At 46.7% G+C, this 16,191-nt stretch carries 1 protein-coding gene; it reads right to left on the bottom strand.

Going from position 1 to position 16,191, the window contains the following annotated elements:
* Window positions 1-88 precede the first annotated feature (88 nt).
* On the bottom strand, window positions 89-16,174 hold the full coding sequence (locus ACWHAR_RS05125) for a non-ribosomal peptide synthase/polyketide synthase (RefSeq protein ID WP_032875088.1): 16,086 nt from the start codon (window positions 16,172-16,174) through the stop codon (window positions 89-91).
* Between the last annotated feature and the right edge of the window lie 17 nt (window positions 16,175-16,191).

The following is a 16,191-nucleotide window of genomic DNA, read 5'->3' as shown; positions in this document are numbered from 1 at the left end:
TCATATCCCTCCAGTTGGTTTCATTCCTGTTTTCAGGCGGCTGGCGGCAGCCGCGGCATTCATGCCGGGACAGCCGCTGCCCCTGTGATTAGAAATCCAATTTGATTGTGCTTGCGAGATGTTTACTTTTGTTTACTTTTTCGCTTAATTGAATGTCTTTTAAAGGAATGGATGGGTTTCTCATAATCGCCGAAAGGATCATGACGTAATCCTTGTCCAATACAGCAATGGTTTTCTTTTTAAATAGTTTTGTACAGTAATCAAAACTGCCCTGAATCTCATCTTGATCTATTAAGAAGTTCAGCTGTAAATCAAACTTGGCTGCCGTCTCCGTTTGTTCATAAGGTCTGACTGCGAGAGAGTCCACTTCAATATCCGTTTGTTCGGTATTTTGCAGGACAAACATCGTATCAAACAATGGATTGCGGCTTAAGTCCCGTTTCACACCCAGTTTTTCAACTAATTCTTCAAAAGGATACTCTTGATGTTCAAAAGCCTTCAGCATGGTTTCTTTCGTTTCCGTTATATAATCCAAAAATGTCCTTTCTGCCATCGGAGCGGTGCGGATGGCTAATGTATTGACAAACATTCCGATAATGGGTTCCAAATCCGCATGCGGTCTCCCCGCAATAGGGGTGCCGACGACGATATCATCCTGACCGCTGTATTTTGCCAGCAGTATGGAATAGGCCGAGAACAAAATCATGTAAGCGGTCGTTCCAGTCAATTCTTCCAGCTGCTTTATCCCTTGGGTGACAGTCTTATCGAGCGTAAAATTGTGCCTTTTCCCATCAAAGCTTCTAACCGGCGGTCTCGCAAAATCTTTCGGAAGCTCGAATGACGGGAGCTCTTCATGAAATACACCAAGCCAATACTCTTCCTGCTTCTTGATTCGTTCTCTTTGCTCTTTTTGATGTTTCCATTCCGTAAAGTCTTTGTACTGAATACGGAGCGGAGCTAACTCTTTTTCGTCATACATTTGAATCAGTTCTTCGACAAAAATATTCATGGAGGCGCCGTCCGTGATGATGTGGTGCATGTCAAACATAAAAATATTCAGGTCTTGTTCTAACTCGATGAGTCCGGCCCTAAGTAATGGAGCCTGGCTGAGATCGAACGGCCGCACGAAGGTGCGGAAACATTCCTCAACCTCGTCAGCTGTTGCCTTGTATCTTTCCATCGAAAACTCCACTTGCGGTTTGATCACCTGCACCGGTTCTCCGCGGACCATTTCAAAACCGGTACGCAGCGATTCATGACGCTGGATCAGTTTTTGGAAAGCGGTTTGCAGGCGATTCATGTCGAGTTTTCCTTCTAATGTAAGGATTCCCGGCATATTGTAGCTAAGTTCTCCGCCTTCTATTTGTGTTGACAGGTAAACCATCTTCTGCACGGAAGATACAGGATAGACATCTTTTGCTTTGGCTTTCGGAATGTAATCCGGCCCGTTGGTTTCAGCTCCTGCAATTACCTTTGCCATTTCCTCAACTGTCGGACATTGAAAGACTTCTCTTAATGAAATGTTTTTGCTGAATTGCTTATGAATTTTGGCGATGAGCGTCATCCCCCGCAACGAGTGGCCGCCCAAATCGAAAAAGTTATCTTTTACACCTATTTCTTTTACCTTTAAAACGTCTTGCCAGATGCATATCAGCTGCTCTTCCATATTCGTCCGCGGAGCAACGTAGTCGGTTCCCGTTTGCAAACCAGCTTCAGGCATCGGTAATGCTCTTCGATTTACTTTTCCATTGCCGGTTAGCGGCAGTTTCTCCAGCTGGATGAAGTATGAAGGGATCATGTATCCCGGTATTTGACCAGCAAGTTTTTCTTTCAGCTGACTGATCGAGAGTGATTGCTCCGCTGTAAAATAGGCATATAAATCACTTTGGCCATCGGTATTTTCTTTTGCTAGGACAACTGCTTCCTGTACGTGCTTGAGAAGAGCGGCCTCCACCTCACCGAGTTCAACCCGGTAACCGCGGATTTTGACCTGATGGTCCCTCCTTCCCGCATATTCAATGTTTCCGTCAGGAAGGTAACGGGCCAGATCGCCTGTTTTATACATCCGCTGATTCGAGTCATATGGGTGCGGAACAAAAGTTTCGAGCGTCAAAGACTCCCTGTTATGATAGCCTCTGGCCAGGCTCACTCCTGAAATACAAAGTTCACCGACGACTCCGACAGGCTGAAGCGTTCCGGCTTCATTCAAAATGAACATCTCCGTATTTGAAATCGGTTTGCCGATCGGCTGAAGCTCCTGATCTGTATTCGGATCAACGGTATACATGGTCACGACATGCGTCTCCGACGGACCGTAATGATTATGCAATGTGACTTGCTGGCGCGCCAGCATGTCACGCAGCATACTTGTTACGATGAGCTGTTCCCCCGCAGCGATGATGTGATCTACGCACTCGGCAAATGGTTCGAAATAGTGTTTCTCCGAGGCAAGAAGCTTAAGGAACGCTGTCGGAAGAAATGCTGTTTGTATCCCGTGCGTTCTGACAAAATCATTGAGCTGACGTATGTCACGTTTTGCCTCATTGCCGATGATAAAGAGTGTTCCTCCGCTTGAAAGCGCGGAGAACATTTCTTGATAGCAGACATCAAAGCTCATTGCGGCAAATTGCAGCACTCTGTCAAACTGCAGCTGCGTATGATCCTGCTCATAAGCGAGCAGATTCGTCATGGTCTTGTGCTCCAGCTGAACGCCTTTCGGCTGCCCCGTTGTGCCTGACGTGTAAATAACATACATTAAATCATTTTCCGAGCAGGAAAGATTAAGATTGTCTGCTCTGCCTTGATATATCATCGGATCATCAAGCAGAAGCACTTCTCCTTCAAAGAGCGGCGGAATAGCGGGACCTGCACAAGTCAAAAGCACGTCGGCACCGCTGTCTTTCAGCATAAAAGCCCGCCGTTTTTCGGGAAGCTCCGGATCGATAGGGAGAAATGCTGCGCCGGCCTTTAATATGGCTAAAATGCCGATGATCATATTTGCTGAGCGATCCGTGAGAACGGCAACCACCTGATCAGTGCCAACACCTTTATCTTGAAGGACGCGCGCCAGCTGATTAGAACGCTCATTCAGCTGACGATAAGTCAGCGTCTGATTTCCAAACATGATGGCTTCATGGTCCGGATTAAGCACAGCCTGCTGCTCAAAAAGCTGATGAACCGTAGTCGGAATACGTGTTTCTGCTGCAGTATCGTTAAAGAGCTGATGAATGTCTCTTTCCTCTTCCTGGGTCATTATATTCAGACGAGCCAGCTCGGCATCAGGCTGTTTAATAATCGAATCAATCAGCTTCACAAAATGCCCCATCATACGTTCGATCGTTTCCGGTTTAAACAGGGCCGTCAAGTATTCCATCGTGAACTGAATACCCGCCTCTTCTTCCACGGCAGTTAAAGTTAGATCAAATTTCGCCATCGTATGTCCGTTTGGATATGGTTTGAAAGTGACGTCACTTATCTCTAATTGTTCCTGCTCCGTGTTTTGAAGCACAAACATGGTGTCAAACAACGGATTACGGCTCAAGTCTCTGGCGATATTCAGTTGATCGATCAGCGCTTCGAACGGATAATCTTGATGTTCATAAGCTTTTAATGCATTCTCCTTCACCTCGGACAGATACTGAGAGAACGTCTTCCCTTTTTCAGGGTAATTTCTCATGGCCAATGTATTGACAAACATTCCGATAATCGGTTCCAAATCGGCGTGCGGTCTTCCCGCTATAGGACTGCCGACAATAATGTCTTCCTGGCCGCTGTATTTTGAAAGCAATAATGTATAAGACGCAAGGAGCACCATATATAAAGTCGATTCAGTTTGGGATGCCAGCTGCTTTAACCCATCGCTTTTTTGCTTATCAAGCGTAAACTGCATTGTGGCTCCCGCAAAATCCCGTGCCGACGGCCGGATATAATCGGTCGGCAGATGAAGGACAGGAACGTCGCCGCTGTACAGCTCTAACCAATAGGCTTCTTGTTTTTGAATCTGTTGTAATCTCGCTTCGCCGGTCTGCCATACCGCGTAGTCCTTGTACTGGATGCGCAGGGGCGGTAATGTCTCTCCTTCATAAATGCGGATAAATTCTTTGATCAATACGCTCATGGACGTTCCGTCAGAAATAATGTGGTGCATATCAAACATCAGAATTCCGCGGTCAGGTTGAAGTTCAATCAGCCCCACGCGAAGCAGCGGCGGCTCATCCAGGTGAAAAGGACGAATAAATTGGCGGATATAAAGGTGAGCACCATCTTCTTCCCCTTGGTACCACTCTGTTTCAAACGCTGCATGATCCAAGACATACTGAACGGGTTCTCCGTCAGCCATTTTAAAACCGGTGCGCAAAGATTCATGGCGCAAAATCAGCGTGCGGAAGGCTTGCTGCAGTTTGTCACGGTCAAGCTTGCCTTCGACAGCCATCAGTCCCAGCATGTTGTAACTGAGTTCTCCGCCTTCCAAGTGATTCAGGATGTACAACCGTTTTTGTGCTGAGGATACCGGATAATAAGGTCTTTTTTCAATTGCAGGAATCGCAGCATATCCGGTCAGCTCCGTCTTCGTGATCGTCTGTGCGAGCTGTTCAATGGTTGGGAAACGGAAGACGTCCCGCAAAGGAATTTGGACATGCAATTGCTTTTGTATTTTTGCAATCAGCGCCGTTGCCCGCAGGGAGTGTCCGCCGATCTCAAAAAAGTGATCTCTGATCCCCACCTGCTCTAATCCGAGGACATCCTCCCAAATTGCTGTCAGCTGGATTTCTGCCGAAGTTTGCGGCGGGACGTACTCTATGCCGCTGTCACGCTTTTTGACCGGAGCCGGCAATAACTGGCGATTCAACTTCCCGTTTGGAGTCAGCGGCATCTTATCCAGCTGAACAAAATGAGCCGGGATCATATATCCCGGTAAATGCCGGGCCATTCTTTCGCGAAGTTCACTGATCTGTATTGTCTTATCCGCAGCAAAGTATCCGCACAAGTAATATTCATCATCTGCATCTTTAAGGGCAGCTGCGGCGGCTTCTTGAATATCAGGAACGTTCAGCATCACCGATTCGATTTCACCGAGTTCAATCCGAAAACCTTGAATTTTCACCTGATGATCAATCCGGCCGATATATTCAATATTTCCATCCGGCAGAAGGCAGGCCAGATCACCGGTTCTGTACATTCGGTCCTCCGGTACAAACTGATCGGCAACAAATTTTTCGTCCGTCAGTTCCGGCAGGTTCAAGTAACCCCGCCCGACACCGTCCCCTGCAATATACAGCTCGCCTTGGACGCCCGCCGGCTGCAGCCGTTTTTTTGAATCAAGAATGTACATGCGGTTTCTGCCTAACGGCTTGCCTATAGGGACATAGTTTTGGCTGCGTGCCCACGCATCGGAAGAACATTCAATGTTGAACAGAGACGCGTCTACGCAAGTCTCCGTAGGCCCATATACATTGGTAATCCCAGGCGCAGCGCCATGATCGCCGAATAATTGCATGAGCTTATTTACCGTCGTTTTGGAAAGAGCCTCTCCTCCGATTAAAAGATGCCGAAGCGTGACTCCCTGCAAATCACCCGCAGCTATCAAAAGCTTTAAGTGGGCAGGTGTTCCGTCGGTGATGTCAATCGAATGCTGCCGGTAGTAACGGCATAAGGCAGCACCGTCTGACACAATCTCTTTCGGAACAATAAACAAGGTATGTCCTGACAGCAAGGAAGCATACATTTGCTGAACAGAAGCATCGAAATAATATGGAGCGAGCATGGCTACATTCAGCTCCGCCTCATAGGCAGAGTAAATTTGGCGTCGAAGTCCTTCAATCAGGTGAATGACCTGGCGATGTTCAATTAACGTGCCTTTAGGCTTGCCTGTCGTACCGGAAGTATAAATGGCATAGGCCAGTTGACTGGACTGATAAGAGAGTGCAAGACTGCTGTCTTTTTCGTGATAGAAATGTTCCTCCATGAGTTCGATACATGTTCCTGAGAAGCCGATGTCATCCTGCAGCTTCCCGCGGTAAAGCAATACGCTGAGACTTGAATCACTCAAAATATAACGGATGCGTTCAGACGGAGAATCAGGATCTATCGGCAAATATGCGCCGCCCGCTTTTAAAACTCCCAAGATGCCTACAATCATCTCAAGCGAGCGTTCAGTCATAATACCGACAAGCTGATCGTTCCGCACACCTTTTGCCTGCAAGGTTCGCGCAAGCTGATTGGCACGCCGATTCAGTTCTCCGTAGGTGAGTTGTTTATCCTCGAATACAACCGCTGTATTGTCCGGAGTACGTTGCGCCTGTTCCTCGAACAACTCATGAATCGTTTTTTCACGCGGGTATTGCATGTCATTAGACTGAAAGCGGCTGAGCAGATGTTCTTTTTCTTGTTGAGAGAGAAGCTCCAATTCTTCTATTTTGACAGACGGCTGCTGTAATACTTGCTGCATGAGCTGTTCAAAATGTCCGCAGAGCCGTTCCGCTTCTGATTTTTCATATTCATTTTCATTAAAACCGAAATGAACGGCCAGCTGTTCGCCAGGAATAACAACCACATTCAAATCATAGTGGGAGTGTTCCTGCATATGAAAATTCGTAATGTTCAGCTCCGTACCATGATGTCCCGTCTCTTCGACCTGCTGCCCGATCGGATAGTTTTCAAAAATCATGATATGGTCAATCAGGTTCTGCTTTTGTTCCGTTTGGGCCTGAATTTCGTATAAAGGATAGGTATCGTACGATTGGGAAGCCAGCGCGTTTTGTTGAACCATTTGCATCGTATCAGCAAAAGTGCTGTCCTCCTCGCAGCGGATGCGAACCGGAATGGTATTGATGAACAGGCCGATCATCTGTTCCACATCAGGAATTTCCGCCGGCCTTCCCGACACGACACTGCCGAAGACAACATCTGCGGACCCGCTGTATTTCTGTAATAAAATTCCCCATAACGTTTGGATCAACGTATTTAATGTAACCTGATGCTGATTTGCGATCTGCTGTAATTGTTTTGTCTGTTCGTGATCAAATCGGCAGATCACATTGGCATAGGCGTATTCTTTTTGTTCATGCTGCGCTATTTTATGAAGAAGCGTGGTTTCACCTTTATATCCTTCAAGATACCTGCTCCAGTACCGCTTTGCCGCTCCCTGATCTTGGCGGCCAAGCCACTCGATATAGTCGCTGTAAGGAGCTGCCGATGGCGGTTCTGGTTCCCTGCCTTCCTGTAAGGCGCTATAATGATCAAACACTTCCTTCGTGATAAGAGACAGGCACCAGCCATCCATCACAATATGATGGAAGCTCCAAATCAAATGATATTTGCGGTCTTCCATACGGAAAATCGCAATGCGCATCAACGGATCCCGAGCCAAGTCAAATCCTTTTGCCTTGTCTTCTCTTTGATAGGCTGCGATTGCATCCTCTCGCAGGTGCTCCTCTATGTCACGCAAATCTGTAAAATGAATTTGCGGTGTTTGCGTTTTATAGACAATTTGTAAAGGAGTATCGTTCCAGCCGCTGTAAAAACGGGTTCTGAGCACGGCGTATGTTTCAAATAATCGTTCAAGGCTTGCTTTAAACCAATCAATCTTTAACTCTCCCTGCAAATCGAACGATGCTTGTTCAAAATAAGAACTTGAGGCCTCGTCCAGCAGGCTGTGGAAGAGCATTCCTTTCTGCATCGGAGTGAGCGGATACACGTTTTCAACCTCACCTGCATGCGGCAGTTGAATGAGGAGCTGATCCAATTCATCAATGGACATGCCCTTTAACAAAATATCGCTTGGCGTCAGTTCCGATTGTTCTTTATGAACGCAATGCGTAATGATGGACCGCAGGCGGCTTTGAATCGTTTCCGATAACCGCATGATCGTTTCTTTTGCGTACTGTTTGCTGCTGTAGCTGATCGTAAGCCTCAGCCGGCCCTCGGTGATCATTCCGTTTATATTCAATACATACGGTCTTTCTTGATTTTCGCTTGAGTCTGAACCGCAAGAATAAGAAGATAATTGAACCCCATGCTGCTGTAAATCTTGGTCAAACTGTCCCAGGTAGTTAAAGCTGATCTCAGGATTGAGTTTCGATGGCATTCCGCCGCTTAAGTACCTTGCTATTCCATATCCGATCCCTTTATGCGGAATTTGGCGCAATCCTTCTTTGGTCGTCTTGATATAATCAGAGATTTCTTTGCCCGGCTGCGCGTGCAGCACAACCGGATACAGACTTGTAAACCACCCGACCGTGCGGGAGATATCTATATCTTGTATAATCTGTTCTCTGCCGTGTCCCTCTAAATGAATCGGAATTTGTTCCAGTCCTGACCAATGCGATATGGAAAGACCCAGAGAAGTTAAAAGCAAATCGTTTATTTCCGTGTTATAAGCGCGATTCGCTTGTTTTAATAGCAGATCCGTTTCCTCTTTCGTCCATTCCACAGTTGCTGTTTCACTGTCTTTTGCAGTTGTATGGGTTTCATGAAAATCTTTAGGCAGCGGTTTGACATCGGTTTGTTCGATCTTTGTCCAATATTCCTGTTCTTGTTTTATGGTTTCACTTTGCGCGTATTCTGAAAGTCTCTTAGCCCATAATTGGAAAGAGTCTGTTTTTTGCGGCAATTGAATCACTCGCCCGTTCTCGGCTTGCTTGTAGCCGCTAACGATATCTTCCAGTAAGATGCGCCATGAAATCCCGTCTATAATCAAATGATGGATGGCAATGAGCAGATGATCTCCATTTGCGCATTGAAACAACACGGCTTTCATTAACGGCCCATCACTTAAACGCATACTGCTTTGTATCTCATCAGCCTTGGCTTCAATTGTCCGTCCCGGATCGGAATCTTCTTTCAGATTCAGGACTTCTAAGCGGTACAGTCCGCTTTGGGCGATTTCTTCATTCTGCGCCTCGCAGCCATTTTCCGTAGTCCGGAACGTCATGCGGAGCGCATCGTGATGTTCAGCAAGCTTTTGCAGGGTTTGACGAAGCTGCGTTTCCTGAAAACCTTCCGGCGCATGCAGCATGACGGCTTGATTATAATAATGCTGATCTGTTGTTGTTTGTTCGAAAAACCAATGCTGAATAGGAGTCAGGCTGACTTTTCCTTTGACCTCATCTTGATCGGCTATACGCAGATTCTGCTTGATATGCGGACTCAATTCAGCAATTGTTGCATATTGAAACAAGTCCTTGATTTCCATTTTGTATCCTTGCTGATTTAATCTGGAGGATACTTGAATGGATTTAATGGAATCTCCGCCAAGGTCAAAGAAATTATCAAGAATACTGACGTTTTCAGCGCCTAATACCGATTCCCAGGCAGAAACTAATATTTCTTCAGCTTTTGTTCGGGGAGCTTTATACTCTGCTCTGTCCTGCAGTTCGAAATCCGGAGCCGGCAGCCCTTTTCTGTTTATTTTTCCGTTAGAAGTTAAAGGCATTTCATCAAGCTCGATAAAATAAGCCGGAACCATATAACTTGCAAGGGTTTGAGACAATTGTTTCCGGAGCCGGGCTGCCGTTGTTTGCCCGCCGCTCACGTAATATGCACACAATTGTTTAAACCCGTGGACGTCCTCTCTGGCTGTAACGACAGCTTCCTTGATCGCTTCTTCTTGAAGCAGTGCCGCCTCGATCTCGCCTAATTCGATACGATAGCCTCTGATTTTCACTTGTTCATCTATTCTGCCCGCATATTCAATGTTTCCGTCCGCCAGCCACTTCGCCAAATCTCCGGTCTTATACATCTTCGCTCCGGGTTCAAACGGGTCAACGACAAATTTCTCTGCTGTTAATTCGGGACGGTTTAAATATCCTCTAGCCACACCGGCGCCGCTGATATAGATCTCTCCCGGCACTCCGATCGGTGCGGGTTTCATATTCTCATCAAGAACGTAAATGCTCGTGTTTGCCGCAGCGGTTCCGATCGGTACCGATTCCCGTCTGTCCTTTGCGGCATCGTAACGGTAAATCATGCAGCCGACAACGGTTTCCGTCGGTCCGTACTCATTGCATATTTCAATCCGGCCTTCGAACTGTTCATGAATGCTGCGGGCTAACCGGGTGCTTAAGTTTTCCCCGCCCACAATCATTCTTCTGACAGCCGTTTGATCGGCAATGTTCATTTCTTTCAAAACCTGCAAATGGGCCGGGGTCAATTTAATGATATCCACCCTCGGGTCCCGCACAATCGATTCAAGCAGAGCTGTTTTATCCTCTCCGTCATAGACGATGATTGCATTGCCTGTGACAAGCGGCGTGAAAATAGAAGTCACCGTCAGATCAAAAGAAATGGACGAATACAATGGGAAGTTGGCTTTCTCGCCTTTTACATAAACCTCTTTCGCCCACCAAATATAATTGGTCAAGCCTCCGTGCTCGATTAGTACGCCTTTTGGCCGGCCTGTGGAACCTGACGTATAAATGACATATGCCAAATGGCTCACATCATTTATCGGAGCAAGGTCAGAGTCATCTTGGTGATAAGAACTTTCATCATCAAGTAAAACCGTGGCGCCTTCATAGGCAAGCTGTTTCCTGACATCCCGCTGCATTAAAACGATTCCGGCTTGGGAGTCATCCAGCATATACCGGATGCGGTCTTGCGGATATTCCGGATCTATAGGGACATAGGCTCCGCCTGATTTTAAAACGGCAAGGATTCCGACCACCGATTCGATGCTGTTTCTTGTGATGATGGCTACAGGCTGATCCGTCTGCACTCCTTTCGCTCTTAACGTTCGCGCCAGTCGGTTGGCCCGCTTATTGAGCTCTCCGTACGTGAGCTGCCTGTCCTTATCAATGACGGCTGCTTGATCGGGCGTACGCTGCGATTGCTCTTCAAATAGTTGATGAACCGGCGTCTGCGGGAACGGCGCGGCCGTGTCGTTCAGCGTCTGCAGAAGGGTTCTTCTTTCGCCTTCCGTTAACAATTCCGCTTGATCCACCCGGATATCCGCATCTGTCACGACTTGATGCAGGATTTGCATGAAATGTTCCCGAACACGCTCTATGCTTGCCTGATCATACACATTTGCATTGTATTCAAAAGAGATGTTCATCTCGTCGCCCGGTATAACGGTCAAATTAAAATCGTAGTTGGTCTGTTCTTCCATTTGTACGTTGGAAATTTTGATGGATGTTTCGTTCTGGCTGCCTATACTTTCCATATACTGATCAACCGGATAATTTTCGAATATCATTAAATGTGTAATTAAATCTTGCTTTTGCGTTGTACGCGCTTGAATATCGTACAGCGGGTGTGTCTCAAATTGTTGAGACGCTACAGCCCTTTCCTGCGCCTCTTTCATAAGCTCAGCAAACGTTGTCCCGGCTTCACATCGGAACCGGACGGGAATGGTGTTAATGAATAAGCCGATCATGGTTTCCACGTTTGGAATTCCAGCAGGTCTTCCGGATACAACACTTCCAAACACAACGTCCCGGCTACGGTTATATTTCTGCAGCAAAACCGCCCATGCCGTCTGCAGCAGCGTGTTCAGCGTGACATGATGCTTGCCTGCCGTCCGCTTCATTTTCGAAGTGAGATCGGAGCTTATGTCACACGTCACTTTTTCAGGAACGTATCGTCCGTCTTCCGCTGCATGGTGATCCTTAGGAAGGCCGGTTTGCTCCTCATATCCCTCCAAGTACTGATCCCAATAAGCCGCGGCCTCTTTCGCATCTTGCCGGCCGAGCCATTCAATATATTGACTGTACGGAGTAATTGATGATTGTTCAGGCTGCTTTTGCTGAAGCAAGGCAAAGTAATTCTCGAATATTTCTTTTGTAATCAGCGGCAGGCACCAGCCGTCCATCAAAATATGGTGGAAACTCCAGATAAAACGGTATGTCTTTTCATCCGTACGAAGGATGAATAACCGCATTAACGCGCCTTTTTCTAAGTCGAACCCCCGCATCTTATCTTCTCTGGCATATTCCTGAATCATCGCTTCTTTTTGTGATTCCTTCATCTCTCGTAAGTCATTGAATTGAAAACCGATTTTTTTCGTTTTGAATATGATTTGGAGCGGCTGATCTTTCCAGCCTCTGTAAAAATTCGTGCGGAAAATGTCATATTTTTGCGATAAGCCGTCCAAGCTTTTTGAAAATGAATCAATCTCCAGATCTCCATGCAGATCAAACATCGTTTGCTGAAAATAAGCACCTGAATTCGGATCAAATAAGCTGTGAAACAGCATGCCCTTCTGCATCGGCGTTAATGGATAAATATTTTCCGCTTCGCCTAATTCACGCGTCTGCTCCAAAAGCTGTTCCAGTTCATCGATTGAGATGTCTTTTAACAGGATGTCACTTGGTGTGAGAGAAGTCTGCTGCCGGCTCACGCAATGCGCAATGACTTCTTGCAGACTTTCTTTCAGCCCCCGGGCAAATTGCGCCATAGTAGATCTTTCGTATTGTTTGCTGCTGTAGCTCAGTGTCAGTGATAATGTCCCTTCGGCAATCATGCCGTTCAAATCAAGCACGGCCGTTCTCTCTTGGTTTTCGTTCATTGATAACCCTGTGGAAAAAGGCGAGATGCGTAAAGCCTGGTGCTTCAGGTCTTGGTCAAATTGTCCCAAATAGTTAAACGATATCTCCGGATTCAGCTGCAGGCTGTCGGCTTCCGGATGCCCGGATATATATTTGATGATGCTGTAATTCATTCCTTTGTCAGGGATGCGGCGCAGCCCTTCTTTTACGATCTTTATCCGCTGCGACAGGTTTTTTCCGGCTTCCATCCTCAGGACGACAGGGTACTGGCTTGTGAACCATCCTATCGTGCGGGAAATGTCAGCATCCGGAATAATCGGTTCTCTCCCATGGCCTTCCAAATTTACGACAATGTCTTCCGTGCCTGTCCACTTGTGAACAGCCAGCCCTAACGAAGTCAGCAGCAGATCGTTGATATCCGTGTTGTAGGCGCGGTTCGCATGTTTTAATAATTGCTCCGTTTCCTCTTTTGTCCATTGAATCGTCACTTCTTCGCTGTCTCTTAATAACGATCCTTCGCTGATAGTGTCCTTAGGCAATGGCTGAGGCTTTATACTTGAAAGCTCAGTCCAATACGCAATCTCCTCTTCCATATCGGTTTCCGCCGCATATTTGGACAATTGATCGGCCCAGAATGGAAACGAGTCTGTTTTTTGCGGGAGCTGGATTGTTTGTCCGCGTTCTGCCTGCTCATATCCGCTTGCAAAATCTTCGAGTAAAATACGCCAGGATACTCCGTCAATCAGCAAATGATGAATTGCAATCAGCAAATGATCCCCGTCCGGACATTGGAACAAACCGAGCTTCATCAATGGCCCTTTGTCTAATACCATGCTGCTTTGAATCTCATTCGCTTTATCGGCAATCGCTTGAGCCGGATCGGTTTCCCCTTTATAATTCATCACTTCCAGATGGTATAGTTTACTTTCATCTGTTCCTGTAATTCGCGGAGCATATCCATCCGGCGTTTTTTCAAAAATCATCCTCAAGGCATCGTGATGCGACGCGATCCGTTCCATCGTCCGGCGAAGCGGAGCCTCTTTAAAGCCTTCCGCCGAATATAACATGACGGCCTGATTGTAATGGTGTGCATGCGGCATTTTTTGCTCAAAAAACCAATGCTGTATCGGGGTCAGCTTGGTTCCGCCATTCACTTCTCCTTGATCAGCCACCCTGCTGACCGGCGCTACAAACTGACTAAGTTCAGCAATCGAGGGGTGTTTAAACAAATGCTTCATATCAACCTTGTATCCGGCTTGATACAATCTGGATGACACCTGAATTGATTTAATCGAATCTCCGCCAAAATCAAAGAAATTATCCGAAATTCCTATACGTTCTGCCCCTAATACTTCTTGCCAGATGGACACCAGCAGTTCTTCTATTGTGTTCCGCGGGGCTATGTATTCGTATTCCGCCCGCGTATTTTCGTCAGCAGCAGGCAAAGCTTTCAGATCAATCTTCCCATTTGAAGTGAGCGGAATGCGTTCCAAAGGGATAAAGCGGGAGGGAATCATATAATTCGGCAGTTCTCGGGATAAGTCTTCTCTGAACTGCGCAGCGGTCAAAGAAGGCTCGCCGACATAATAGGCATACAATTGTTTGGCCCCGTCTGCGTCTTCCCGCGCGACGACTGCGGCTTCACGAACGTTTTCCAGATTGAACATGGCTGCCTCTACCTCGCCGATCTCAATCCGGTAGCCGCGAATTTTCACTTGATGATCAATCCGCCCTAAATATTCGATTCTTCCATCCGGCAGCCATCTGGCGAGATCCCCCGTTTTATACATCTTTTGACCAGGGACATGCAGATGCTCCACAAATTTTTCCTCCGTCAATTCAGCCCGATTGAGGTAGCCGCGGGCCACTCCCGCTCCTCCGACATACAGCTCTCCCGGTACGCCGATCGGCTGGATTTGATGGTGCGCTCCTAAAATATAAGCTTGATGGTTGGCCACCGGGCTGCCGATTGTGATCTGTTCATCAGCGGACTGAACAGGGTGAAATGTAGATACCACGCTGTTTTCTGTCGGTCCGTATTCATTATTGATCCGAATGCGAGGCTGCAGAGAATGCAGCTTCTCAACTGTATCTGTTTCCAGCTGCTCACCGCCTACAACAACATGCTGAACATGGATGAAATCCTCTGCGTTCATCTGTTCAATCATCGTTTTCAGAAGACGGGGAGAAGTTGAAAAATGAGTAATTCTCTCTTGTTTTATGGCATTTTGAATGGCGAAAGTTTCTTTATTCTCTTCATTAGGCAAAAGGTGCAAAGTTGCTCCTGAGATGAGCGGGCCGAAGAAGTTTAAAATGAACGCATCAAAAACATACGGGTACAAGACAAGCACGCGATCCGCCGGAGAATGCTTGAAAAACGCCTTCTTCCATTGGAGCGAATTCACAATGCCGCCGTGTTCAACCATGACCCCTTTCGGCTTTCCTGTTGTACCCGACGTATAAATGACATAGGCTAAATGGCTGTGTTCCGCTATTGGTGATAACAATGAGCAATCGGCATGGTATGATGTTTCATCATTCAAATCAATCACCCGGCCGTCAAAGGCGAGGCTGTTTTTTAAATGTTGCTGAACAAGGAGAACGTCTGCATCCGCATCATGAAGCAAATATTGAAGCCGCTCTTTTGGATATTCAGGATCCAGGGGCACATAAGCGCCCCCTGCCTTCCAAACGGCTATAATGGATACGATCATTTCTAATGAACGATCAGCGAGAATGGCGACTAACGTATCGGGTTGAACCCCGCAATTACGCAATGTTCTTGCCAAACGGTTCGCCTTCTCATTCAGTTCCCTGTACGTCAAATGGTCGTTTTTAAACTTGACGGCCGTATGCTCAGGCGTTCTTTCTGCTTGCTCTTCAAATAATTGATAGACTGTTCTGCTCCCGGAGAAATCTGTGCCGGTGTCGTTAAAATCAAACAATAGCTTCTGTTTTTCCGCTTCCGGTAAGATCTCTGCCGTATGGATCGCGGCTTGAGGCTGAAACAGAATCACAGACAGCAGCTGATCCAAATGGGATACAATTTGATTAATATAGCGCTCATCGTACAGATTGCCGTTATAAAAAAGCTTCAAATGAATCCCGTTGTTCTCCAAGTCAAAGTGAAACAGCGTATCGGTTGCAGTATCTTCTTTAAATTGCAAGGAATGAATTTCGTTAAGCGAAACGACGGTATGAATCAAAGGCATATGCTCGTCATTGTATTGCACGCTTAAATGCCGGACCATTTTTCTAAACGGCAGGTTTTGATTTTTCAGAGAATCATTAACGGCTTCTTTCAGCTGCCCGAATACGGTTTTAAATGTGCTCTCGTTTGAAAGCGTATTTTTTAAGAGAACAATGTTGTTAACGGCTGACTGACCGGCTTTTTGCTTCGATACCGTTGGAATGCCAAGAATCAGGCTCGTTCGATCCGTATATTTATACAACAAGCATTCAATACCCGCCAATAAAATCAGATAGGCCGCCATATCGGAATGATTCGCCATTGTCATGATTCTTTGAGATACTTCCGGAGATAAGGAACGGCAGATGCATTTTTCCTGGTAGCCGGTACGGGCCAACGACGCTTTATCCGCTGCTTTAAAGTAAGGGAATGCGCTTAGGCCGTCTTCTTCATCAAACAGGTTTTCCCAGTACGTTTCTTGAGTTTTAAATACCGACATTGGAGCACCTCATTTTA

Source organism: Bacillus sp. LR--39 (genome assembly GCF_053613335.1).
Note: the sequence above shows the minus strand (reverse complement) of the source record. Positions and strands in the feature narration are given on the sequence as shown.